Here is a 23933-nt window from a genome sequence, read left to right as displayed (position 1 = left end):
ATTCAACCCTTGATTCGCATATAAGATAAATAAGATGTATATTCCCGATGAGATGCAAGCGGATAACTGTTTGGATCAAGTGTTTTGGCAATCAGCTCCACGCGCGCAGGATCGCCAGGCAATATTGCATAATCGGCATGTTTGATCATTGTCTTTGACAGGCTTATATGGTACATCATTTCTTCAGCTATTTCTTCGACGATCATTATGACTCCCCTTTGTGTTTATATTAATATTGACAGTGCATTATATGCATTTCTCTCATGAAGAAGAAAGTTTTTATTAAGGAGTTTGAGAAAAGACTTGCATTTAGTAAAAGAGCTGTTAATATATTGCCTATCGATGCGGGGTGGAGCAGCCTGGTAGCTCGTCGGGCTCATAACCCGAAGGTCGTTGGTTCAAATCCAGCCCCCGCTACCATTATTAAAACGTTTTAAACGCGGGCCCGAAGGGGCCTTTTTGTTTTGTGATAAAAAGGACTCTGGGTAGTCCTTTTTTTGTATCTGAGGAGAATTTCTGGATGCTAATTGAACAATTAAGTGCGCTGATTGCGCCAGAGGTTGAAGATCTGGGTTTCATTTTTTGGGGCTTGGAAATTGATGGTGCAGGTCAGCATGAAGGTGTTATGACTGTCCGTATCTTTATTGATTATGAGGAAGGTATTTCAGTTGATGACTGCCAAAAGGTGAGTCATGCAGTCAGTGCAGTTTTAGATGTTGAAGATCCAATCCATCGTGCTTATGTGCTTGAGGTTTCTTCCCCTGGGATGAATCGTCGCGTCTTTAATGCCATTCAAGCAAAAAGCCTGGAAGGTTTTATGGTAAAGGTGCAACTATTTGAAGCGCTTGAAGGTGGTCGTCGACGATTTAAAGGCGTGATTGAAAGCGTTGTTGATGAACAGGTATGTTTAAAGACAGAAGAGGGTGAAGTGAGCTTTAGCTTTGACAATGTTGAGAAAATGCGCGTAGTGCCACAATTCTAAGGTAAATATTTCAGGAGTGAAACATGAGTAAAGAATTATTGCTAGTAATTGAAACAGTTGCCAATGAAAAAGAAGTTTCAAAAGAAATATTGTTTGAGGCAATGGAAGAAGCTTTAGCAATGGCGACAAAAAAACGCTTCAATGAAGATGTTAAAATTCGTGTGAGTATTGATCGAAAAACAGGTGAATATGATACTTTTCGTCAATGGGAAATCGTTGATGAAGACCACTTTATTGAAAACTATGCCGCAGAGCTTTATGTTGATGTTGCCAGAGAAAAGGGCCATGATGTTAACGTGGGTGATATTCTTGAAGAGCCTTTAGAATCAATAGAATTTGGTCGCATTGCAGCAATGACTGCTAAACAGGTCATTATGCAAAAAGTACGAGAAGAAGAAAAACGTTTAATGGTTGAGCGTTTTACAGACAAGGTGGGCAAGATTGTCTATGGTGAAGTTAAGCGTGTGACACGAGATTTTATCGTGGTTGATCTGGGTAACGATGCAGAGGGTGTTTTGTATCGTTCAGAGCTTTTGCCAAAAGAAAATTATCGTATGAACGACAAGCTAAGAGCATGTGTTCTGAAAATAGATGCTGAAGCCAAGGGATATCAAATTTTATTAAGCCGTGCAAGCAATAGTATGCTTCGTGCATTATTAGAGCTTGAAGTACCTGAAGTTGCCGAAGAGCTAATGGATATCATGAATATTGCACGTGACCCTGGCTCGCGCGCGAAAGTTGCGGTCAAATCGAACGACAAGCGTATTGACCCTGTTGGTGCATGTGTTGGGATGCGTGGTTCGCGTATTCAGGCGATTACAAATGAGCTACAAGGCGAGCGTATTGATATTGTGTTATGGGATGAAAACCCGGCACAGTATGTTATCAATTCGTTATCACCTGCTGAAGTTGTATCCATTGTGATGGATGAAGATACACAGACGATGGAAGTTGCTGTTAAAGAAGATCAGTTATCTCAGGCAATCGGTAAAAGTGGGCAGAACGTACGTTTGGCTACGGCTTTAACTGGATGGCATGTGAATGTAATGGCAGAGTCTGTTGCGGCTGAAAAACAAGCACAAGAGTCACAAAAAGTGATGCAGACTTTTGTTGAATCTTTAGATATTGATGAAGATATTGCAGAAGCATTAGTAGAGGAAGGTTTTGCAACTTTGGAAGAAGTCGCTTATGTTGAGCCTTCTGAGATGCTTGAGATTGAAGGTTTTGATCAGGAGGTTGTTGCCGAGCTTCAAGAGCGTGCTAAAACTGCATTACTTTCAAAAGCCTTGTCAGGTCCAGAGCCTGCAGAAGATTTATTGGCGATGGATGGAATGACGAAAGAATGGGCTAAGAAATTAGCACAAAATGGCGTGGTTTGCATGGAAGACTTGGCAGAGCTTGCAACAGATGATTTGATTGAGTTAATTCCAATGGATGAGAAAAAGGCAGCCTCGCTTATTATGACAGCACGTGCTCCGTGGTTTGAAGGTAATAAAGGACAATGAGGGGAATAGTCATGGCAGAAATTACAGTAAGTCAACTAGCAAAGCTTGTTAAAATTGACGCGCAAATGCTATTAAAAAAGTTAGAAGAGTCAGGCATCCATAAAGATAAAGTTAGTGATCTGGTCACTGATGCTGAGAAAAATGCATTACTATCTTATATACAAACAAGTGGTGCAGCGAAGAAACAGCCTTTGACATTACAACGTAAAAAAACGACACAGTTGAAAGTTGCGGGGAATCGCAAGGTTAATATTGAGGTGCGTAAAAAGAAAACCTTAGTAAAACCAAAGGCTGAAAATTTGCAAGAAACCGCAGTAGAGGCGCAAGATTCCAGCGAAGGTGTGTCAGCTAAAAAGCAAGATGATGCTATCCATGCTAAAGTCTCAGAAAAGCAAACTAAAGCTGATGTCGCTGCAGAACAAAAACAAACGAAAAAGCCTGCTGAAGTAAAAGTGGAGAAAAAGGCTGAAAAAAGTGTTTCAGAAGAAGCCCTTGAGCCGAAAATCGAAGATAAAAAAGCTTCTCAGGATAACCTTGGTGTTGAAGAAAATAAGCCAGCAGAAACAGCACCACAGCCATCTAAACCTGTTCAAAAAGCATCCAGTGGCTTTAATATTATTTCTAAGCCAGAAGTAAGTACTGAGACTGCTGATGATAAAGAAGCGGATACTTCGCGTGAAAGTGCGGCAGATAAAGAAAATAAGAAAAAAGCTAAGAAGAAAGGCTTAAAACCTGCGCAATCTGTTGATTTGGATGATGAAGGTCAGCCAAAAAAATCGGCTAAAAAAATCAAAGGTCAGAAAAAGCAATCGCCAAAATCGCTTTACCAATACGATGAGGCAGAAACGCTTGCAAGACGGCAGAAGTTTGGTACAAAAAAAGCAGCTGGCAAAGTTAAAACACAGCAGTTTACCAAACCTGTAGAGCAAAAAGCTAAGCAAGTAGTCATTTATGAAGGTATTACCGTTAATGAATTGGCGCAGAAAATGGCTGTTAAAGCTGCTGAGTTGATTAAAATTTTAATTAAAATGGGTGTTATGGCAACGATTAATCAGCCACTTGATCAGGAAACAGCAATTTTAATCGTTGAGGAGCTTGGTCATGCGTATACACTGCACAAAGAAGAAACCATTGAAGAAACAGTCTTGATTGATTCCTCAGCACATGAGGGTAAATCGCGTGCACCTGTTGTGACAATTATGGGACATGTTGATCATGGTAAGACTTCTTTATTAGATTATATTCGTAAAGCGCGTATTGCCGCTGGTGAAGCCGGTGGTATCACTCAGCACATCGGCGCTTATTCCGTGAAAACGCCAAAAGGAAAAATCACCTTTTTAGATACACCAGGCCACGAGGCATTTACAGCAATGCGTGCACGTGGTGCAGGTAGCACGGATATTGTTATTCTTGTTGTGGCTGCTGATGATGGTGTGATGCCTCAGACAATTGAAGCGATTCAACATGCTAAAGCTGCTGGTGTACCCATTGTTGTTGCTGTTAATAAAATTGATAAGCCAGAAGCTGATCCTGATCGTGTGAAAAATGAGTTATCACAACATGATGTTATTCCAGAAGATTGGGGTGGTGATGTGATGTTCACACATGTATCTGCTAAATCAGGTGAGGGTATTGACGATTTATTAGATGCAATATTACTACAAGCCGAAGTTCTAGAGCTTAAGGCTGTGGATGAAGGTTTTGCTAAAGGTGTTGTTATTGAATCGAAACTTGAGAAAGGGCGTGGTGCTGTTGCAACCGTTTTGGTGCAAAGTGGTTGTTTAAGCCAGGGTGATATTGTTTTATGTGGTACTGAGTACGGTCGTATTCGTGCGATGACTAGTGACACTGGGCAAAAAATAAAACAAGCAGGCCCATCAACACCTGTGGAAATCTTAGGCTTATCTGGCGTGCCAAATGCAGGTGATGAGATGATCGCTGTGAAGGATGATAAAACCGCACGTGAAGTAGCAGAGCACAGAGCGCAAAAGAAAAAAGAAGAGCGTTTAAAGCAACAGCAGGCCAGTAAATTATCTAGCCTGTTTGATCGTATGGGTGAGGCTGCTGATGGCCAGCAGACACTTAATGTGATCTTAAAGGCTGACGTTCAAGGTTCAGTTGAAGCGATTAGAGATTCACTGACGAAACTATCGAATGATGATATCAAAGTTGAAGTTATTGCCAGTGGAATCGGGGGGATTACTTCCTCTGATGTAAGCCTTGCTTTAGCCTCTCAGGCTGTATTGTTTGGTTTTAATGTTCGTGCTGATGCCTCGGCAAAAAAACAAGCCGAGTCTGAGGATGTTGAGCTTCGATATTACAGCGTCATTTACGATCTTATTGAGGATGTAAAACAGGCAATGTCTGGTTTGCTATCACCTGAGTTGCGTGAGCAGATTATTGGTGTAGCTGAGGTTCGTGATGTCTTCCGCTCATCTAAATTTGGCTCAATTGCAGGTTGTATGGTAATTGATGGCGTTATTAAGCGAAATAACCCAATCCGTGTCCTTCGTGATCAGGTTGTGATTTATGAAGGGACACTTGAATCGTTAAAACGCTTTAAAGAAGACGCAAATGAAGTCAAAAAAGGGCTTGAATGCGGGATTGGCGTTAAAAACTATAACGATGTTAAAGCTGGAGATCAAATCGAAGTATTTGAGACAATAGAAGTGAAAAGAGAAATATAATTATGGCAACAACAGCACGGGTACAGCGTGTTGCGGATGAGATTCAAAAAGTCATCGTAGCACTGCTTGCAAAGAAAGTCAGAGATCCAAGACTACGTTGGGTTTCGATTACAGGCGTTGATGTGTCAAAAGACTTGTCATCGGCAAAGGTATATTTTTCTTCAGTGGATAAGGATGTTCAAGTTAATGATTTGCTCAAAGCATTTGAATCAGCAAAAGGTTTCTTTAGAAGTGCAGTTGCTAAGCAAATTAATTTGCGTGTGGCGCCTTCTTTGCGCTTTATCTATGATGATTCACTTGCTTATGGTAATAAGATGGCGGATCTGATACAAAAAGCAAGAAAAGATGATGAGAAGCTAATCACCTCTGAAGATGCTGATCAAGAGGATCAAAAGCAGGTTATATCTGAGCAGGATGATAAGAATAAGAAAGATAAAGCTGCTTTGAAAGTGGAAGAAAAAAGACAAAAACTTCGCTAAGACGGGCAAAATTAAACAATATACCTGTAAATGACGTCGGCTTTAATATCATTTTATCTATAGGGATTTCAGAAATTTTCCCATGTATCTTATGTTATTATCTGTAGGTTAAGTTTATCCTTGTCACCTATTATAGAAAGTACAATAAGTAATATAGCGTGTTAAGGATTACAAAATGAGCTACCTAGAAAAATTTGTTTATGCGGTTGCTGAGAATCACTACAAGGATTTGCAAAGAGCTTGCATAAGACCACGTTGTATGTTTGATTTAATTCATGAAGAAGTTGAGCGTGGCTTGATTCAGGCAACTTTAGAGTATACGGGCTTCAATTTAACCAGCTGTGCAGATGTGCTTGGCATGAGCATTACAACTTTACGGTCAAAACTTAAAAAATATAATATTTTTGTTCTAAAAGTATAATAATGAAAATAAGCACACGCTATATGGTCTGATAATCTCATTTTCAGTTTTGAGTCATTCTAAAATATATTATCTCACATTAGTATCAATACCTTTTGTATTAAAATTTACTTAATATTAAGTATTTCTTGGAATGACTCTATCCTTCGCTTTGTGTCAATACCCTTAAATAATCCCGTGCTTTTCGGAGCCCTTCAGAAAGTCGATGATGTTGCTCAGGATGCATATTTTGATCTTGTGCGTCAATTTGATTAATACAGTCTAATTCAATCTCTTTAAGTTGCTTGATTTTTTCCTCAATAGGAATGTTTTGCTGATAAATTCGTTCAACAAGTTCTTTCATATTCATAATATCAACTCCTTCTGCTACACTAAACAATAACCTAGATTTACTTTAAATTATAGGTAAAGCAAGATGGGTTGTCTAAGGTTTTTACCATCTGGGGGAGGCAAGTATCAAACTGGAGGAAAAATTTATGAAAAATAATCTGTGGATTTTAATGTTAGCCGTTTTATTTATTGCAGGCTGTAGCACGATGGGATCATCGGATAAAGGCGTAGCCGCTTCTAATGCAGCCAATAATGTAAGCAATGATATGCCAACAAGCAAAGTCAAAAATTATAAGATTCAAAAAGGGGATACACTGTGGAAAATTGCCAAAAAAGAGGACGTTTCCATGGCCTGTATTGAAAAAGCTAATAATATGAAGGATAAAGCAAAAATTTATACAGGAGAAGTGCTGGTTATCCCAGCCAAAGAAGATTGTTAATACTTACTTAGGGGTTATTAGAAAATATGTATTATTCATCTGATGATGGATAATACGCATTGACACCTTTGAGAATCTTGAGCGCTTTCAAGCGTGCTTCGGCTTCAGCCAACATTTTACGTGCTTCTTCAACATCTACCTTGTTTTCACCTTTTGCTTCTTCTAAAGCTTTTTGAGCTTTTTCTTTAGCCTTTTCAGCGGCAGCCTGATTTAGGTCTTTAGCACGTTCCATAACATCAGCTAATATAATAACTTGGTGTGGTTGAACCTCGACGATACCGCCTGATACATATAGTGTATCTTCTGCATCTTCTCGCTCAATACGCACAACACCAGCAGGCATAGTGGAAATTAGCTGAGTATGTCCATAGGAAATACCCATTTCACCTTCACTGCCACGAAGATTAACGATTTTTGCCTTAGCATTGTAGACGGAACCTTCTTGGCTGACGATGTCAACGGTTATGAGTTTGTCAGACATTGTGAATACACCCTAAGTTATAATGATTTTGCTTTTTCAATAGCTTCTTCAATCGTTCCAACCATATAAAAGGCCTGTTCAGGTAAGTGATCATATTCACCTTCGACAATTGCTTTAAAGCTTGCAATCGTATCTTTTAAAGGAACATATTTACCTGGATTACCCGTAAAAACTTCTGCAACATGAAATGGCTGAGATAAGAAGCGTTGAATCTTACGTGCACGTGAGACGGTCAATTTATCTTCTTCTGATAATTCATCCATACCCAAAATCGCAATAATATCTTTAAGCTCTTTATAGCGCTGTAGCGTTTCTTGAACTTTATGGGCAACATCATAGTGCTCTTGACCGACAACAAGTGGATCAAGCTGGCGTGAAGTTGAATCAAGCGGATCAACAGCCGGGTAGATGCCAAGCTCAGCGATCTGGCGAGATAATACGATTGTTGCATCCAAATGCGAGAAGGTTGTTGCAGGTGATGGATCTGTCAAGTCATCTGCAGGCACATAAACAGCCTGAACAGAAGTAATTGATCCTGTTTTTGTCGAGGTAATACGCTCTTGCAATACACCCATTTCATAGGCAAGCGTTGGCTGATAACCTACAGCTGATGGCATACGGCCCAATAAGGCTGAAACTTCAGTACCAGCTAAAGTATAGCGATAGATGTTATCGATAAACATCAAGACATCACGATTTTCATCACGGAAACTCTCAGCAATGGTTAGTCCTGTTAGTGCTACACGAAGACGGTTGCCTGGTGGCTCATTCATTTGTCCATAAACAAGGGAAACCTTATCTAAGACATTAGACTCTTTCATCTCATGGTAAAAGTCATTTCCTTCACGTGTACGCTCACCAACGCCAGCGAAAACTGAATAGCCACTATGCTCTTTTGCGATGTTATTAATAAGTTCCATCATGGTTACGGTTTTACCAACACCGGCACCACCGAAAAGACCGACCTTACCACCTTTAGCGAAAGGACAGATCAGGTCAATAACTTTAATTCCAGTTTCTAAAATTTCTGCACTAAGTGCCTGTTCTGCAAAGGCAGGTGCTTTTTTATGTATTGGTTGTCTTTGGTCACATTTAACAGGGCCACACTCATCAATTGGGTTGCCAAGTACATCCATGATGCGACCTAATGTCCCATGACCAACAGGCACTGAAATTGGCGCGTTTGTGTTTTCGACTTCAAGTCCGCGTTTTAAACCGTCAGAAGGACCCATGGCAATACAGCGAACAACACCGTCCCCAATTTCTTGTTGGACTTCTAAGGTCAAGTCTTCTTTTTTTACAATTAATGCGTCATAAACTTTTGGTACCTGGTCACGTGGAAAGCTTACATCGACCACTGCTCCAATGATTTGACTAATTTTACCCATACTCATTTTTATGTCCTCTTTACAAAATACTAAACTTTATTCTGATGCTATACAGCTGCAGCACCTGATACAATTTCAGCAAGTTCTTGTGTAATTACTGCTTGGCGTGCTTTGTTGTATTGTAGTTTCAACGAATTAATAATATCGCCTGCATTATCTGTGGCATTTTTCATTGCAAGCATTCTTGCTGCTTGCTCACACGCCATGTTTTCAACGACACCACAATAAACCTGTGACTCAACATAACGTACCAATAAAACATCTAACACGCGTTTAGCGCCGGGTTCATAGATATAATCCCAATGTTCCTTGCTTTGTGTTTGTGGTGCTGATGAATCGCTATGCATATTTGGTATTGGCAGCAAAGCTTCTTTTGTTGGTTTTTGCTTGATCGTGTTGACAAAGCTATTACTAAACAAGCTCAGTGCATCAATTTTATTGTTATCAAATGCATCGATCATGACAGCAACAGCACCAGTGACCTCACTAATGGTGATCTGGTTTTCCTGAAAGCTCGCCACTGAAATAATGTTAACACCTGATAAACGCTTGAAAAAACTTTCTGCTTTAGCACCAATTAGACATAGGTCAACATCAATTTTTTGCTGTTGATAACTTCGGATTGTTTTTAGTACCTCTTTAAATAAATTTATATTCAGACCGCCACATAAGCCACGATCAGTTGAGACAACAATCAATCCGGCACGCTTTATTTCACGTTTTTGGAAATAGGGGTGTGCATACTCCATACTGGCGCGTGTTGCATGTGCAATAATATCGCGCGCATAGTGTGCATAGGGACGTGCTTCTTCCATTCTATCACGTGCTTTTCGCATTTTACTTGCCGCAACAAGTTCCATTGCGCGCGTGATTTTCTGGGTGTTTTTCACACTGTTAATTTTCGTGCGAATCTCGCGGCTACCAGACATGCTTTTCTCCTACCAAGATTGCGTTTCTTTGCACTCTTTAATGATGGTTTCAAGCTTTGCTGCGACTTCATCATTATAATTGCATTTTTGATTTAGCTCATCTAAAAATGCTTTGTGCTGACTTTCTGCATAAGCATGTAGTGCACTTTCAAAACTGCCCACTTTGCTAAGTTCAATATCATCAAGGTGCCCTTTATCTGCAGCATATAAAGATAGTGCCATTTTCGCAATGCTTAAAGGTGAAAATTGTTTTTGTTTCATAAGCTCAGTTACGCGCTCACCTCGTTGCAATTGTGCACGGGTTGCATCGTCAAGATCTGAGGCAAACTGTGAGAATGCCTCAAGCTCACGATATTGTGCAAGTGCTAAACGCACACCACCACCAAGTTTTTTAATAATCTTGGTCTGTGCAGACCCACCAACACGTGACACAGAGTTTCCGGCATTGATTGCTGGACGAATCCCTGCATTAAACAAATCTGTTTCCAGGAAGATTTGTCCATCAGTAATAGAAATAACGTTGGTCGGAACGAAGGCTGAGATATCGCCAGCTTGCGTTTCAATAATTGGTAAGGCTGTTAATGAACCTGTTTTCCCTTTGACTTCACCATTGGTTTGCTTTTCTACGTATTCAGCATTGACGCGTGCTGCGCGCTCAAGTAAGCGTGAATGTAGATAAAAGACATCGCCAGGGTAAGCTTCACGACCTGGTGGACGGCGTAACAATAATGAAATTTGGCGATATGCCCAGGCTTGTTTTGTCAAATCATCATAAATAACTAAGGCATCTTCGCCACGATCACGGAAATATTCGCCCATTGCACATCCAGCATAAGGTGCCAGGTATTGTAAAGCAGCTGAATCTGCTGCATTTGCAGCAACGATAATTGTATGTGCTAATGCATCATGTTCTTCTAGTTTTCGTACAACATCAGCAACAGATGACGCTTTTTGCCCAACGGCAACGTAAATACATTTTACACCGGTGTCTTTTTGGTTAATAATCGCATCAATAGCCACGGCAGTTTTACCAGTCTGTCTATCACCGATAATAAGCTCGCGCTGGCCACGACCAATTGGCACCATAGAGTCGATCGCTTTAATTCCTGTCTGAACAGGCTGGTCAACGGATTGACGCCAAATAACGCCAGGTGCGACTTTTTCAATCGGTGCGGTTTGTGATGTTTTAATATCACCTTTGCCATCAATTGGCGTACCAAGTGCATCAACAACGCGGCCTAATAGGCTTTCACCCACTGGAACTTCTAGAATTCTGCCCGTGCAATAGGCTTTTTGGCCTTCTTGAATGTGTTCATAATCACCAAGAACAACGGCACCTACAGAGTCCTGTTCTAAGTTTAATGCTAAACCATAAACATTGCCTGGTAGCTCAATCATTTCACCTGAGGCGACATCGTTTAGACCGTGGATGCGAATAATGCCATCAGAAACGCTTACAATAGTGCCTTCAGTTTTCGTCTCAGGCGTATTGTCAAACTTCTCGATTCTTTCTTTAATTAGTCCACTAATCTCTGCTGAAGTTAGTTGCATAATCTTTCTTCCTAATTTTGTTAAGCTTGTAATTCATGCTGTAATTTTGCCAATTTACCTTTAATTGAGCCATCGATAACAAGGTCACCGACTTCAATTAAGGCACCACCAATTAATTTGGGGTCGATTGCTGTTTTAACATTGATCGCACAATTAAACTTGCGCTCAAGCTTTTGTTGTAATTTCTCAATATACTCTGCCGATGTTTTATAGGCTGTTGTGATTGTTGCTGTTTTTGCTTTTTCATCATCTGATTTATATTGCAAAAATAAAGCATAAATCCATGGAATGACAGCAAGACGCTTATGCCCTGCAATAACGCGAATCAAGTTTATCATGTGTTCGCTTAATACTTGAGATAAAGTAGAGATTAAAAGCTCAGCAATGTCTTGTTGTGTATAGACAGGGTTATTGAGTAAAGCTTGAATGTCTTGGTTGTTGATAGATTCTGCTAAGTTTAACAACATGCTTGACCAATTTGAAACAACGCCTTTTTCTTTTGCAAACTCATAAGCTGCTTGTGCATAAGGTCTGGCAATTGGTGTCATATCTGTCATTAAGTTTACCTCTTTGGTTTATAGCTCAGCAGCCATCTCTTCTAATAACTGATTGTTAGTCGTCATATCAATATTTTTATGGATCAACTTCTCAGCACCAGAAACGGCAATGTTGACAACCTCTTTACGAAGCTGCTGCTTCATTAGGCGAATCTGTGATTCAGCCTCATCATTGGCAGCTTTTCTAATACGCTCTGCATCAGCGCGAGCAGTCTCTTTGGCTTCTTCATCAATCTGCATAGCGCGCATATTTGCCTGCTCAATGATTTTAGTTGCTTGTGCTTTGGCATCATGAATGATTTCATTTGCTTTACGCCGTGCAACCTCAAGCTCTTTTTCAGCACGATCTGCTGAGGCAAGGCCATCAGCAATTTTAGCCTTTCGCTCATCCATTGCCTTTTTAAGCGGTGGCCAGACGAATTTCATCGTAAAACCAACAAAAATGGCAAAAGTGATTATTTGGCCGATTAAGGTGATATTAATATCCATGATTTCTCCTTTGGGATAGGCTCATGTTTTTGTGAATGCAATAAATCAGCAAAACTTAAGCACCTAAAGCCTTTGCAGCAGCTTGGCTTAGACCATTAATCGCAAGCGGGTTTGCATATAATACTAAAAAGCCAATAGCGATTGAAATTGCGGCAAACGCATCAACGAAAGCTGCCACAATAAACATACGGCCAAGCAACATCCCACTTAACTCAGGTTGACGTGCAACCCCTTCTAGGTATTTACCACCTAAAACGCCAAAACCAATTGCTGTACCTAGCGCTGGTAAGGCAATCAGTAGTGCAACAGCAATTGCTGTTAGACCGTTTAGCTGACCTAAAACTTGTAGTGACATTTCCATTTTTTTCTCCTTTTACTTTTGTTTTTTGATGGTTGAAACTATTATTAATTTTTTAATGTGCATCTTGTGCCAGGTTGAGATAAACAACCGTGAGCATCATAAATACAAAGGCCTGGATGACAATAATCAAAATGTGGAAGATTGCCCATAAACCACCTAGTGTCCATTGAATCCACCAAGGTAACAAGGCAATCAAAATAAAGATTAGCTCACCGGCAAATAAATTCCCATATAACCGCAGTGACAGCGATAAAGGCTTAACAAGCTCATCGATAAGACGAAAAGCAATATTCAATGGGAATAGCCAGATACCAAAAGGCGCGCTGAATATCTCTTTGGTTAAGCCAAAAGCGCCTTTAGCTTTTAAATTGTAAAAAATAATTAAAAGGAAAACCGTAATCGACAGCCCAAAGGTCAAGTTCGCATCAGCCGTTGGCACTAAGCGAAAGTAATACTCAGAAGAGCCTGTCATGCGTGTAATTGTCCAGCCAACCAAATCGACAGGGATTAAGTCCATGAAATTCATTAATAGCACCCAGACAAAGATGGTAATGGCAAGTGGGGTTACAAAATTACGTTTGTGATGATATGTACTGGCAACTGAGTTATCAATCCACTCACAAAGAGATTCAACCATATTTTGCAGTTTGCCTGGCACATCAGGTGAAGCCCTTTTTGCCCCAATATACATCACGGTAAGAAATAGGGCACCTAAGACAATACTCACGATGAGCGTGTCGATATTCAACTGCCAAAAAGCAGAATCGCCTAGTGAAATTTGCCAATGATGTAAATGATGTTTTACATATTGTGAAGAAGTCAATGTTTCTCCTGCTGCCATAATCCGTCTCTTTTGGTTGGGTTTATTTGCTGTTAAAAGTAGTTAGTTTCATAAAAAGCGGCATAAACCACATTGCTAGTTGCAATACGAGTAAACCTGCAATATATGAAAGGAATTTTGGTTGTATATAAATAGCAATCAAAACAGTACCAACTGCTACTACAAAAAGCTTGGCAAACTCGCAAGCATATAAAATACAAACCTCTTTTAGGGGATGATATTGCGTTTTTTTCAAAAAAAGACGCAATAAAAAAATAACGTTAGCTGCAAACATTAAAACGGCACCAAGTAAAAAGCTATAAGCATAACTTGCGCCCCAAAAAAAACACAATAAACTGCCACCTATCACCAACAGGCTTTGGAAAGCAAAAAAGTGTTTTTTGTACAGTTTTCTATTCGCCAACATTTCTCTATATAACCCTTGAATTTACGCCAAGCAGTATATAGACACCAAGCTAAAGGTGCAAGTGAAAACGTATTCTTTTTTTGCGTGATTTGTTGACACAAGCACGTTTACTATGCTGAGTTAATTGGGCTTATTGGCAGGGAGCACATAAAGTAGCATGGTGAAATGATGTGATGGACTTAAATCTTACGTGGGTTTACGCTTTCAGTTATTTCTTAAATGCTGATAAATAATTTACTAATTCCGGTAATCTCCACATTATCAACCGAAGTTAAAATGCGTAACTCTACGGTTCTTAAAAGATAAGTATAAATGTTATTGTTGTGTAATTAATGTAAAAACTTGGGGGTGCTGCAAATGTCAAAGCCTGAAATTACTAGATTACTATCATATGACAAGATTAACTTCAATTCTGCTTGTAAAGAAGATGTATTGAAGGTTTTTAACTTGCAAAATAATGCATCAAAAGAAGATATCCGACGACAATACAGAAAGTTGGCAGTCCAGCTTCATCCAGATAAAAACCAAGATGATAAAGAGAACGCGGATAAAGCATTCAAAATACTACAACAGGCATACGATAGATATAATTATCTTTTTGAGCACCATCAAGAACCTACTAAAACATCACAAAATAAATCAAATGCTCATACTAATAATTTTAAAAAACCTACATTTAATTTTAGTCAGTTTAATCAACAGCCTAAAGATCCTATTGAGCATGAGCGTGATGATATTTACGAAAAGCTCAACAGAGAAAATGGTAATGATCAACCAGGTACGTTTTGTTATATAATTATAAATCTTGCATTGAATATAGGTAATGATATAGATAATGCATTTAAGCAATTTCAGTTTTTAGAAAAAATAAATGGAAACAAAAAAAGTCAATCTTCAATGGGGCGAGCTTTTAAGGCTGCAAAAATACATCATGGTTTAAAAAGCGCCGTTGAAGATCCAGACTATCGACCTGATTTGAAAGATATTATAATGAAAGTTGATATCACGAATACTAGTGAGATTCTATCTGAAAATATCTCGTGCATTCACAAAAATGTCTTTGGTACTTATCAAACTGCCAGAAATACTAAGTATGATCCAAATAGCGAACCTAAAAATAAAACAGAATCAAACATTCAAAAATCACCAGAAATAACTGCAATTACAAAAATATACAATGCCTTGTTTGAAGGCGAAACAACTCGTTTCAAAAAAAGAGGTTCGATTATAGATAGTGCAAAGAACATCGAGGATATTAGGAAGAATGCACGAGATGGCACTCGAACAAAAAAAGCACTAGAACTTTATGATAAATATTCTAAAAATGGCAAGGGTGACTTGTCGACAAACAATATCAACCTTGCCAAAGATATACACGATTACGGTAAAGCCCACTCTGGTATTTTCAGTAAAACATCTGCAAATGAAGGCTGGAAAAACAAAACTAGCGACTCTATATTATTTCAAACATATGTGGAAAATAACCGTGGTTCCAGATCATCCAGAATTTATAATGCACTTAAGCTTGAGTCTTAACCGCAAAAATGTATAGGTTTAATTACACATAGGTAAATGAAGTGGTCTGTTATGTTGTTTGCACTTATAGCCTGCCAATCTCTATGCCATAAGTCGATTTAAAAATCCCCGTGCACTAAAAAACATTCTGAAACTCTAAACTTCAGTTTCTTAAGTGAGGCAGCTCAATAATTCATCGGTATACGATTTCATTGACTGCAAGATATAAAGCTCATACTGTGTTTTATTCAAGCGATAGAAAATGACATCAATATGCCCAAGCTTGCTTTGTGCTGCTGTATTTACTGGGAAAGCCTCAGTAGAGAAGTCAAGCGGACAGTAATGATTGAGCTGATCATTGGTATTATCAAATAGCAAGACATCACGTGCATGTGAAAGATCAACAATGCTAATGTGAATTGCTTTTTGTGTCAGTTGTTTTTTTATCTGCCATAAATTATCAAATACATCATAGCGATTCTTTGAGACAAGTAACCATTCATCTGGTCCAAGACACATAAGTTTTTGTGTGCTGCTAACACTTGTCTGGCCAACTTTTGTCGGTAGCGCCAGATTTAAGGTGCTTTGTAAGCATTGGCAAAAATCCTCATTTTCTTGAGTGCCACGAATATTAATCTGTTGATAGTAATCAATCCAGTTTGCACCTTTATCAGACATTAACAATCTCCTGTTATAAAAAAGTTTTATCTACGATCTTGGCTGCTACTGTTTGATTTTTCTCAGGGTAGGCCGCATAGACTGTTTTATCTGGATAATCTTTTCCTTGTTTAATGAGTGCTAAGGCAAAGCTTCGTTTTAAATTGGGACTATAGTAGCTTGAAGTTACATGACCAAGAATTGTTACAGGTTTTGCGTCAATGGTTTGCGAGGCAATAATATTTGTACCTTCTGGAATAACGTGGTTTTTATCTTCAGGTAAGAGTCCAACCAGTTGCTTGCGATCAATTTTTTGTGTATCGCTTCGATAAAGTGAGCGTTTTCCAATGAAATCACTTTTTTTATCATTAACAACCCATGACATATCCAAATCATAAGGCGTAATCGTTCCATCGGTTTCTTGTCCAATGATAATAAAGCCTTTTTCAGCGCGTAATAAGTGCATGGTTTCGGTGCCATAAGGCGTGATCCCATAAGGTTGTCCAAGGTGATAAATATACGCCCAGATTGCTTTTGCGTTGCGAGTAGGGACATTAATTTCATAGCCAATTTCGCCACTAAAAGCAACACCAAAAATACGAATTGGTATTTCTATATTATTATGGTTTAGCGTGCCGGTTTTTACATCTAGTGGTGAAATGTCTTTAGCTAAAATATTACTTTTATCTACCAGAAGTGAATGAAGCACATCAAAGCTTTTGGGACCTGAGATACTGATAACCCCCCATTGCTCGGTAACGGAAGTTAAATAAACGGTCAAATCAGTCCACTCGGTTTGTAGCCAGCGTTCCATCCAGCTCAAAACAATTGCTGCATTGCCAGTAGTTGTCGTCATATGAAAATGGTTTTGACTTAGCCTTGCGGTAACACCATCATCCATTACCATTCCATCTTCACCAAGCATGACGCCATAACGACACCGGCCAATCTGCAGTTTTTTCCAGCCATTGGTATAAATGCGATTTAAAAATTCTGCTGCATCTGGGCCTTGGATATCAATTTTACCTAAAGTGCTACCATCAAGCATTCCAACAGCTTGTCTTGCGGCATAAGACTCGCGCAAGACAGCTTGATCCATCGTTTCATTTTCAAAAGCTTTATAATAGCGTGCTCGCCACCAATGGCCAACATTTTCAAAGACAGCATCGTGTTTAATATGCCAATCGTGTAAAGCGGTAGTGCGATTGGGTGCAATCGCATTTTCCCCGCGATCAAATCCAGCAATAGCACCAAATGTGATAGGAGTGTAAGGCGGGCGGAACGTTGTGGTGCCGATTTGTGATTGTGGCATTTGTAATAGCCTGGCAAGTACATAAAATAAGTTCACATTGCTTGTTTTCCCTTGATCAGGTGCCATGCCACATGTGGTATAGCGTTTGGCATGTTCAACATTACAAAAGCCTTCATCAACGGCCTGTTGAATATCATAAACAGTGACGTCAGAAGCCATGTCGATAAAGGTGTTCTGAGCTTGTTTCTTATCGGTTAAATCAATAAGACACCATTGGTGTGTTGACTCACTAAATACCGGTTCTTTCACTTTTGGCTCATGCTTTTGAGGGGATTTCCCAAGTAAAAGTGACAATGTACTAGCAGTTTGATTCGCCTGGTGCATTGCATCTTGGTAGGACTGTGTACCGTTACATCCACCGCAGGCAAATTGATTTTTTTGTCTTGGCATTCCTGGCAAGTAACTACCAAGCTTTTCATTATAAACAACTTGCCCATCTGCATGGCTCCAAAGGTTAATTACAGAATCAAACCCGCCTGATATTGCCAGCAAGTCACAAGCAATATCTTCATAGCCTTTACGTGTTTTGATGGTAATTGATTGTAGCCTATGCACCCCTTTTGTGTTTGTAATAATAGCATTGGTTTTGACGCTAATACCTTTTTGTTGTGCAGTGTGAAACCAGTATTGCCCAGGGTTATTACGAACATCGATAATCGCTTGTAATTGTATATCACATTGTTGTAGTTCTAAAGCACACTGATAGGCTTGATCATTGTTTGTGAAGATAACAACTTTTTTGCCAGGCACGACACCATGCTGGTGCAAATAGTAGCGAGTGGACTGAGCCAGCATAATGCCAGGACGATCATTCCCCGGAAATAATAAAGGGCGTTCAATTTGACCAGTTGCATGTATTACAGATTTTGCGCGAACCTGCCATAGTGTTTGTCTTGGTTGTTTAGTATGTGGCGAGGGTTTGGTAAAATGTGTTTGCAGTAAATTGATATAACCATCTGTATAGTGTCCAAAGGCAACTGTTTGTGATAAGAGGATGATCTGATCATCCTGGTTAAGTGCCTTTAGCGTTTCTTTTACCCATAAGCTGGCAGGCTCATCATTCAATAAAATATCCGTATCAATCATTGGCTCACTGTTTAGAAAGCCTCCCCAGTTTTTTTGTTCACATATGATGACTTTCAAGCCTTTATTAACAAAACAGCGTGCTGCAGATAATCCTGCACATCCTCCACCAATAACAAGCACATCACAAAAGGCATAATGCCGTGCATAATGATCTGGATCATTTTCTGCTGGTGCTTTGCCAAGACCTGCGCTTTTGCGAATATTTTTTTCATACCAAGGCCATAACCTTTGTGGTTTTTTAAATGTTTTGTAGTAAAAACCTGCGCTTAATAATGGTTTGAATAACTGAGCAATAGCACCAAGATCCCACTTTACATTTGGCCAGCAATTTTGGCTTTTTGCTCTTAATCCATCATAGAGGTGGATTTCAGTTGCTCGTATATTAGGCTGGGTACAAGAGGCATCAGGTTCTAGTTGAATTAGCGCGTTTGGCTCTTCCACACTATTTGAAAAAATGCCACGACAACGATGGTATTTGAAGCTTCTAGCAACAGGATTAACGCCATTTGCCAATAATGCTGATGCTAGTGTATCACCAGCATAACCATGATAGCTTTTATTATTGAACGTAAAGTGAATCTTTTCTTTATGTGGATGGTTTTTCAAACGAAAAGGCTGTTCTTTCATAAGTGATTACTCCTTAACGTTGATATGCGAATTTTCCTGATTTGAAAAATCTGGTTTTGGTTGATTGAGGTCATAAATAGCCAGGATTTCATTGGTTGTGGTGTCACGCGCAACATTAAACCAGCGCCGGCAACCATGGCAATGGCACCATTGTTCATATAGTGTGCCCCTGGTATTATCATGAATGAATAAATAATTTCCCCATTGTTTATCAGTAAAATCAGCATTGTTGTTTGGGTAGCTTCTGTGTGCCTGCCCACCATAGCTGAATTCAGATTGTGCGCGTGGCCCGCACCATGGGCATTTGATTTCAAGCATATTTGCCTCCTTGTTGGTTGCTTTTAATGTGCAACAGCAGCAGCGCCATGCTCGGCAACCAAAGCACCAGTGAAAAACCGTTCAAGTGTATGATGTTTATTTGTCTCATGTACTTTGTCATAAGCGATCGTATGAGCAAGTGCATAACCTGAACCAGGTGTTGCTTTAAAGCCGCCAGTTCCCCAACCGCAGTTGATATAGAGATCTTTAACGGGAGTATGGCCGATAATGGGGCTGGCATCTGGTGCAATATCAACATTTCCTGCCCATTGGCGCATCATTTTAAGCCGGCTAAAGGTCGGAAACAATTGCAACAGTGCTGCTATAGATGCCTCGATAACATTAAAGCTGCCAGTTGGCACATAAGATTGGAAACCATCAATACCTGCTCCAACGACCAGTTCCCCTTTGTCTGATTGACTAACATAGGCATGAACAGCGTTGGACATGACTACCGTTGGCATAATCGGTTTGACAGGCTCACTAACAAGTGCTTGTAGGGGGTGCGTTTTAATCGGGATATCAAAGCCGGCCATATTGGCTAAGACGCTTGAATTAGCTGCAGCAACAATTGCAACCTTCCCCGCTTTAATATTACCTTTTGTGGTAATAATCTCACTAATGCGATTTTGATTGGTCTTAATATCAATAACTTCACATTGTTCAATGATATCGACTCCTGCAAGAGATGCCTTATGCGCGAACCCCCACGCAACAGCATCATGACGTGCTACTCCGCCATCAGGTTGAAAGGATCCGCCTAATACAGGAAACCGGCAGTTTTCATTAATATTAATAATAGGGCAGAGGTTTTTAATTTCATCTGGTTCTTTCCACTGGCTGTGAATACCATTTAATTGATTGGCATTCACCCGTCGCTTTATATCTCTTTTTTCAGTTTCATCATGTGCAAGATTGAAAACACCACGCTGACTAAACATGACATTATATACAAGCTCAGCGCTTAAAGTTTTCCAAAGCTTTAATGCATGTTCATAAATCATTGCGCTGGGTGTGTGGAGGTAGTTTGAACGAACAATTGTCGTATTTCTTGCAACGTTGCCACCACCAAGCCATCCCTTTTCCACAACAGCAACATTGGTGATATTGAATGTATGGGCAAGGTAATAAGCTGTTGCTAATCCATGCCCTCCACCACCAATAATAATGACATCATAACTGGGTTTAGGTGATATTGTTTTTTGCCAGGTGGGTGTCCATTTTTTGCCACTTAAGGCATGCTTGATCAGTGACCAGATTGAATAGTTCTGCACCATTTGTATATCCCTCCCTTTATATAGCATGGGCTTTTAAGCAGTGCGATAACTGATAATACCTGGTCTACACATTCTTGTATTATTTGTTTGCACATGCTTTATATTCCATCTTACCTGAATTTTACGGTATAAATCACCCTCGATTAAAATAATTCTGGTAAAAAATTAACAAAAGTTATTTCTGCTGGATTTTAAGGGCGTATTATTATTGTTTTTGACTATACTGGATTCTATCTAAAGCAGTTTAAAGCGAGGCCCCCCATGCCGTATGAGCAGAGCAAATCGACCAAAAGACGTTATAATATTGGTGCATTTCATCAGCGCTATTTTGTTGGCAATGGGGTCGATATTGGCGGTAAACCTGATCCAATGGGACAATATGTTGGCGTTTTCCCATTGATGCGTTCCGTGCGTATATGGGATCTTCAAGATGGTGATGCGCAGTATATGAAAGGGGTTGATGATGCAAGCTATGATTTTGTAGTTTCAAGCCATTGCCTGGAGCACTTACATGACCCAAAACAAGGGCTTGGAAATTGGATACGTATTGTTAAGCCAGGCGGATATTTAGTGATTACAGTTCCTGATGAAGATCTTTATGAGTTAGGACACTGGCCAAGTCGATTTAACCATGATCATAAACATAGCTTTACAATTCATAAAAAATCATCATGGTCGCCGGTTTCAATTAATGTGTTTGAGCTTTTGGCATCGTTCACGGATGTTGTTGAAGTTGAAAAAATTGAACTTGTTCGAGATTTCTTTCGTGATCAGTTGAAAGCAAAAAACTTTGATCAAACGCGTACAGTTGTTGCCGAATGTTGTATTGAATTTATTTTGCGTAAACGTCAAAATGACCAGTTGACAGGAGATTGACCGTGATATCAGATTATTTTAATCCCGCCGATATGGCGTCATTCACGAATGAAGACACAGCGAAGTTTTTTTATCAAATGGCCTTAAAATATAGACATCAAGGCCAATTAGCTAAAGCTGAGGATTTTTATAAAAAAGCATTAACAATTAAGGAAAATTTCCCTGAGTGCTACAATGATCTGGCACTTTTATACAAGGAAAAGGGGTGGTTTGATGAGGCAAAAAAATGCTATTACAAGGCGATTACAATTGCACCGGATTATTCAGACTGTATGTATAATCTGGCAAATTTACATGCAGACATCGGCGAAGATGAAATGGCTGAAAAGCTTTTAAAAAAAGCATTAAGCATTGTGCCTAAGGCTATTTATTATAACAGCTTAGGGGTGCTTTACCAGTCACAAGGCGCCTTTGAGAAGGCTGCAGATTGTTATCAAAAGGCAATTAAAATTAAACCAGACTACCATGCTTGCTTAAATAATTTAGCACTGGTTAAACTTACCCTTGGTGACTATGAAACAGGGCTTGCATGTTACGAGCATCGTTCAGCAATTGTGAATTTACAATCGAAAAACATAAATCTTCCTATATGGCAGGGAGAGGATTTAAACAACAAGCGTATCGTAGTCATTACTGAGCAAGGTTGCGGTGACAATATTCAATTTATCCGGTTTGCAAAAAATCTCAAAAAAATGGGTGCGTATGTGATTGTACATTGTCAAGAAGCATTAGCTACGCTCATGCAGACATGTCCTTGGGTAGATGATGTTCAGCCAACGTTAAAAGGGTTTACTGAAGATTTTTACATCTTTTCAGGGAGTTTGATGCATAGGGTGCAAATCAATTTGAAGAGTATCCCGATTGATGTGCCGTATTTATTTGCAGACAAAGATAAAACAGCGTCTTTTAAACAAACACTTTTTAATCACCAAAAGCTTAAGATCGGTATTGTCACAAAAGGCAGTGATAAGCATATAAATGATGGTAATAGGTCGATTGATCTAGGCTTATTTAAGCCAATTTTTTCAATGGAGAATATACAGTTTTATTGTCTGAATTTCCCTTCAAAAGGCAAAAAAATGGATGGGAAATTAATTGATGTAGCTCCTTATATTAAAGATTTTTCGGATACGGCAGCCATAATAGAAAATCTGGATTTACTGATTAGTGTTGATACGGCAGCGGCACATTTAGCTGGTGCAATGAATAAGCCTTGCTGGTTACTGATCCCCAAGATAGCTGATTGGCGGTGGTTATTAGAAGGTGAAACGAGTCTATGGTACAAAAGCCTGCACTTATTCAGGCAGCAAACAGCAAAAGACTGGACGCAGGTAATTAAGGCGCTTTCAATGTCACTTAAGGAGATGCCGAAAATTTCAAATTAAGCATGCTTATGGATAGTAGAGCGAGCCGATTAAAGCATAATGATCTGACAGATCTGTAATATCACCGATATGTTTATTATGTAATGCGATGATTTTTAAGCTAGAGCGCTTATCAGGGCACTGATAATCAACCATGCAAAGGATGTGATCTAATGTTGTCTGCTCTTTACTTGTAACCATCTTATTTGTCTTGCTGTCATAGCTGTAAGGCAATGTGTCTTTACTGTATATCCCAGCAGGCTGTGCCTTTAGTGAATTAAGCAAATATTGGTAGGGTGAGTTAAATACTATTTGTGGATTTTCAGCGGTGATGGCTTTACCACTATCGGCATTAAAATCGCCCATTATAATAACAGCTTGATTTGCTGGAATTTGCAGATTTGCAATAAACTGACTAAGCTGGCCAATTTGAATGCGCCAGCGATCATACTCTTTTGCTTTTATGGGTTGACTGAAGCTTTGTGTGTGCAGGGAGATGATATTATAGCGTTTGTTATTTTTGGTTATTTGTGTAAAAACCGCACCTTTGTTTGCAATGCCTTCCAAGCCTAGTGAGCGAGAAAAAACAGCATATTGTGGCTTTTGTGAAAATGGATATTTGCTGTAGATAATCACCCCACCACTTAAGAGGTTTAAATGCTTTAAGCTTGGCATTCCGACGACTTTTGAATGATATGGGTAACCATGTTTTCGCATCTGTGCATTTAGAATTACAAATGAAACTGGTGCGATATCCTCTTGAAAAGCAACAATGTCGGGTTTATAGTGGTCAAGTGCGTTAGGAATGTAATATGCTCTTTTAAAAGGATGGTTCAGGTTCTTAGTCAAATCCGAGATAGGAATATTAGGCAAGAGGTTTGTATTATAAGTCATCACGGTAATATGATGTGCAAAAGTACTGTTGAACCATATAAAACTAATAATAAGCCAGCTGTATCTTATGAATTTTCTCATCCTTTTCAATCCTGTGCTTCCTGATCATTTCACCTATCATAACAAAATAAGCAAAGGTGGATAACTGGGAAATTCCTGA

Annotated in this window: 25 protein-coding genes and 1 tRNA gene; 10 read left to right on the top strand and 16 right to left on the bottom strand. The window is 39.4% G+C overall.

Annotated features, from left to right (window positions below):
- Window positions 1-2 precede the first annotated feature (2 nt).
- Window positions 3-206 (bottom strand): nucleoside phosphorylase-I family protein, encoded by a 204-nt coding sequence (locus tag DNK84_RS01880; protein WP_119342886.1) that lies wholly within the window; start codon window positions 204-206, stop codon window positions 3-5.
- Window positions 207-343: 137 nt separating this feature from the next.
- On the opposite strand from DNK84_RS01880, the gene DNK84_RS01875 reads away from it, so the two are divergent.
- The 6 genes from DNK84_RS01875 (at window position 344) to DNK84_RS01850 (ending at window position 6074) form a co-directional block, all read left to right on the top strand.
- Window positions 344-420: transfer RNA gene (locus DNK84_RS01875), tRNA-Met, on the top strand.
- A 100-nt stretch (window positions 421-520) separates the two neighbouring features.
- Window positions 521-982, top strand: coding sequence for a ribosome maturation factor RimP (locus tag DNK84_RS01870; RefSeq protein ID WP_119342885.1), 462 nt, complete (start codon window positions 521-523; stop codon window positions 980-982).
- A 23-nt stretch (window positions 983-1005) separates the two neighbouring features.
- Window positions 1006-2487: a transcription termination factor NusA gene (nusA, locus tag DNK84_RS01865; RefSeq protein ID WP_119342884.1), complete on the top strand. Its 1482-nt coding sequence runs from the start codon at window positions 1006-1008 to the stop codon at window positions 2485-2487.
- A gap of 11 nt (window positions 2488-2498) precedes the next feature.
- Window positions 2499-5174: a translation initiation factor IF-2 gene (infB, locus tag DNK84_RS01860; RefSeq protein WP_119342883.1), complete on the top strand. Its 2676-nt coding sequence runs from the start codon at window positions 2499-2501 to the stop codon at window positions 5172-5174.
- 2 nt (window positions 5175-5176) lie between these two features.
- On the top strand, window positions 5177-5653 hold the full coding sequence (rbfA, locus tag DNK84_RS01855) for a 30S ribosome-binding factor RbfA (RefSeq protein WP_119342882.1): 477 nt from the start codon (window positions 5177-5179) through the stop codon (window positions 5651-5653).
- A 175-nt stretch (window positions 5654-5828) separates the two neighbouring features.
- Window positions 5829-6074 carry a helix-turn-helix domain-containing protein gene (locus DNK84_RS01850; protein WP_119342881.1) on the top strand — a complete coding sequence of 82 codons (246 nt, stop codon included), beginning with the start codon at window positions 5829-5831 and terminating at the stop codon, window positions 6072-6074.
- A 139-nt stretch (window positions 6075-6213) separates the two neighbouring features.
- Here DNK84_RS01850 and DNK84_RS01845 read toward each other — a convergent pair whose 3' ends face one another.
- Entirely contained in the window at window positions 6214-6423 is a 210-nt protein-coding gene (locus tag DNK84_RS01845; RefSeq protein ID WP_119342880.1) for a hypothetical protein, read from the bottom strand.
- Window positions 6424-6550: 127 nt separating this feature from the next.
- Between DNK84_RS01845 and DNK84_RS01840 the strand changes: the two genes are divergently transcribed.
- Window positions 6551-6844: a LysM peptidoglycan-binding domain-containing protein gene (locus DNK84_RS01840; RefSeq protein WP_119342879.1), complete on the top strand. Its 294-nt coding sequence runs from the start codon at window positions 6551-6553 to the stop codon at window positions 6842-6844.
- A gap of 31 nt (window positions 6845-6875) precedes the next feature.
- Here the strand turns inward: DNK84_RS01840 and DNK84_RS01835 are convergent, their stop codons facing one another.
- From DNK84_RS01835 to DNK84_RS01795, 9 genes are read right to left on the bottom strand one after another with little or no spacing between them, the layout of a single operon-like run.
- On the bottom strand, window positions 6876-7325 hold the full coding sequence (locus DNK84_RS01835; RefSeq protein WP_119342878.1) for a F0F1 ATP synthase subunit epsilon: 450 nt from the start codon (window positions 7323-7325) through the stop codon (window positions 6876-6878).
- 17 nt (window positions 7326-7342) lie between these two features.
- Window positions 7343-8719 carry a F0F1 ATP synthase subunit beta gene (atpD, locus tag DNK84_RS01830; protein ID WP_119342877.1) on the bottom strand — a complete coding sequence of 459 codons (1377 nt, stop codon included), beginning with the start codon at window positions 8717-8719 and terminating at the stop codon, window positions 7343-7345.
- 41 nt (window positions 8720-8760) lie between these two features.
- Window positions 8761-9642 carry a F0F1 ATP synthase subunit gamma gene (gene atpG, locus DNK84_RS01825; protein ID WP_119342876.1) on the bottom strand — a complete coding sequence of 294 codons (882 nt, stop codon included), beginning with the start codon at window positions 9640-9642 and terminating at the stop codon, window positions 8761-8763.
- A 9-nt stretch (window positions 9643-9651) separates the two neighbouring features.
- A complete protein-coding gene (gene atpA / locus DNK84_RS01820; RefSeq protein ID WP_119342875.1) occupies window positions 9652-11193 on the bottom strand; it encodes a F0F1 ATP synthase subunit alpha in 1542 nt (513 codons plus the stop codon).
- A 20-nt stretch (window positions 11194-11213) separates the two neighbouring features.
- Window positions 11214-11750 carry a F0F1 ATP synthase subunit delta gene (locus tag DNK84_RS01815; protein ID WP_119342874.1) on the bottom strand — a complete coding sequence of 179 codons (537 nt, stop codon included), beginning with the start codon at window positions 11748-11750 and terminating at the stop codon, window positions 11214-11216.
- 18 nt (window positions 11751-11768) lie between these two features.
- Window positions 11769-12239 carry a F0F1 ATP synthase subunit B gene (locus DNK84_RS01810; RefSeq protein ID WP_119342873.1) on the bottom strand — a complete coding sequence of 157 codons (471 nt, stop codon included), beginning with the start codon at window positions 12237-12239 and terminating at the stop codon, window positions 11769-11771.
- Window positions 12240-12294: 55 nt separating this feature from the next.
- Window positions 12295-12600 (bottom strand): F0F1 ATP synthase subunit B, encoded by a 306-nt coding sequence (locus DNK84_RS01805; RefSeq protein ID WP_119342872.1) that lies wholly within the window; start codon window positions 12598-12600, stop codon window positions 12295-12297.
- A gap of 52 nt (window positions 12601-12652) precedes the next feature.
- On the bottom strand, window positions 12653-13441 hold the full coding sequence (gene atpB, locus DNK84_RS01800) for a F0F1 ATP synthase subunit A (protein ID WP_119342871.1): 789 nt from the start codon (window positions 13439-13441) through the stop codon (window positions 12653-12655).
- Window positions 13442-13463: 22 nt separating this feature from the next.
- On the bottom strand, window positions 13464-13847 hold the full coding sequence (locus tag DNK84_RS01795) for an ATP synthase subunit I (RefSeq protein ID WP_119342870.1): 384 nt from the start codon (window positions 13845-13847) through the stop codon (window positions 13464-13466).
- Between the two features lie 357 nt (window positions 13848-14204).
- On the opposite strand from DNK84_RS01795, the gene DNK84_RS01790 reads away from it, so the two are divergent.
- Window positions 14205-15383, top strand: a complete 1179-nt coding sequence (locus tag DNK84_RS01790) for a J domain-containing protein (protein ID WP_119342869.1) — start codon at window positions 14205-14207, stop codon at window positions 15381-15383.
- A 150-nt stretch (window positions 15384-15533) separates the two neighbouring features.
- Here DNK84_RS01790 and DNK84_RS01785 read toward each other — a convergent pair whose 3' ends face one another.
- The 4 genes from DNK84_RS01785 to DNK84_RS01770 are packed head-to-tail and all read right to left on the bottom strand — an operon-like array spanning window position 15534 to window position 20639.
- Window positions 15534-16040 (bottom strand): sarcosine oxidase subunit gamma, encoded by a 507-nt coding sequence (locus DNK84_RS01785; protein WP_119342868.1) that lies wholly within the window; start codon window positions 16038-16040, stop codon window positions 15534-15536.
- A 13-nt stretch (window positions 16041-16053) separates the two neighbouring features.
- Window positions 16054-19044: a 2Fe-2S iron-sulfur cluster-binding protein gene (locus tag DNK84_RS01780; protein ID WP_119342867.1), complete on the bottom strand. Its 2991-nt coding sequence runs from the start codon at window positions 19042-19044 to the stop codon at window positions 16054-16056.
- Between the two features lie 6 nt (window positions 19045-19050).
- On the bottom strand, window positions 19051-19362 hold the full coding sequence (locus tag DNK84_RS01775; protein ID WP_119342866.1) for a sarcosine oxidase subunit delta: 312 nt from the start codon (window positions 19360-19362) through the stop codon (window positions 19051-19053).
- 23 nt (window positions 19363-19385) lie between these two features.
- A complete protein-coding gene (locus DNK84_RS01770) occupies window positions 19386-20639 on the bottom strand; it encodes a sarcosine oxidase subunit beta family protein (RefSeq protein ID WP_119342865.1) in 1254 nt (417 codons plus the stop codon).
- Between the two features lie 261 nt (window positions 20640-20900).
- Between DNK84_RS01770 and DNK84_RS01765 the strand changes: the two genes are divergently transcribed.
- Together DNK84_RS01765 and DNK84_RS01760 are read left to right on the top strand one after the other, a co-directional pair.
- The gene (locus DNK84_RS01765) at window positions 20901-21515 is read left to right on the top strand and encodes a methyltransferase domain-containing protein (RefSeq protein WP_119342864.1); all 615 of its coding nucleotides are present in this window, start codon (window positions 20901-20903) and stop codon (window positions 21513-21515) included.
- 2 nt (window positions 21516-21517) lie between these two features.
- Window positions 21518-22900 (top strand): tetratricopeptide repeat protein, encoded by a 1383-nt coding sequence (locus DNK84_RS01760; protein WP_119342863.1) that lies wholly within the window; start codon window positions 21518-21520, stop codon window positions 22898-22900.
- A 6-nt stretch (window positions 22901-22906) separates the two neighbouring features.
- Here the strand turns inward: DNK84_RS01760 and DNK84_RS01755 are convergent, their stop codons facing one another.
- The gene (locus DNK84_RS01755) at window positions 22907-23854 is read right to left on the bottom strand and encodes an endonuclease/exonuclease/phosphatase family protein (protein WP_119342862.1); all 948 of its coding nucleotides are present in this window, start codon (window positions 23852-23854) and stop codon (window positions 22907-22909) included.
- Window positions 23855-23933 lie beyond the last annotated feature (79 nt).

It is taken from the genome of Facilibium subflavum (assembly GCF_003574485.1).
Taxonomy (GTDB): Bacteria; Pseudomonadota; Gammaproteobacteria; order Francisellales; family Francisellaceae; genus Facilibium; species Facilibium subflavum.
Note: the sequence above shows the minus strand (reverse complement) of the source record. Positions and strands in the feature narration are given on the sequence as shown.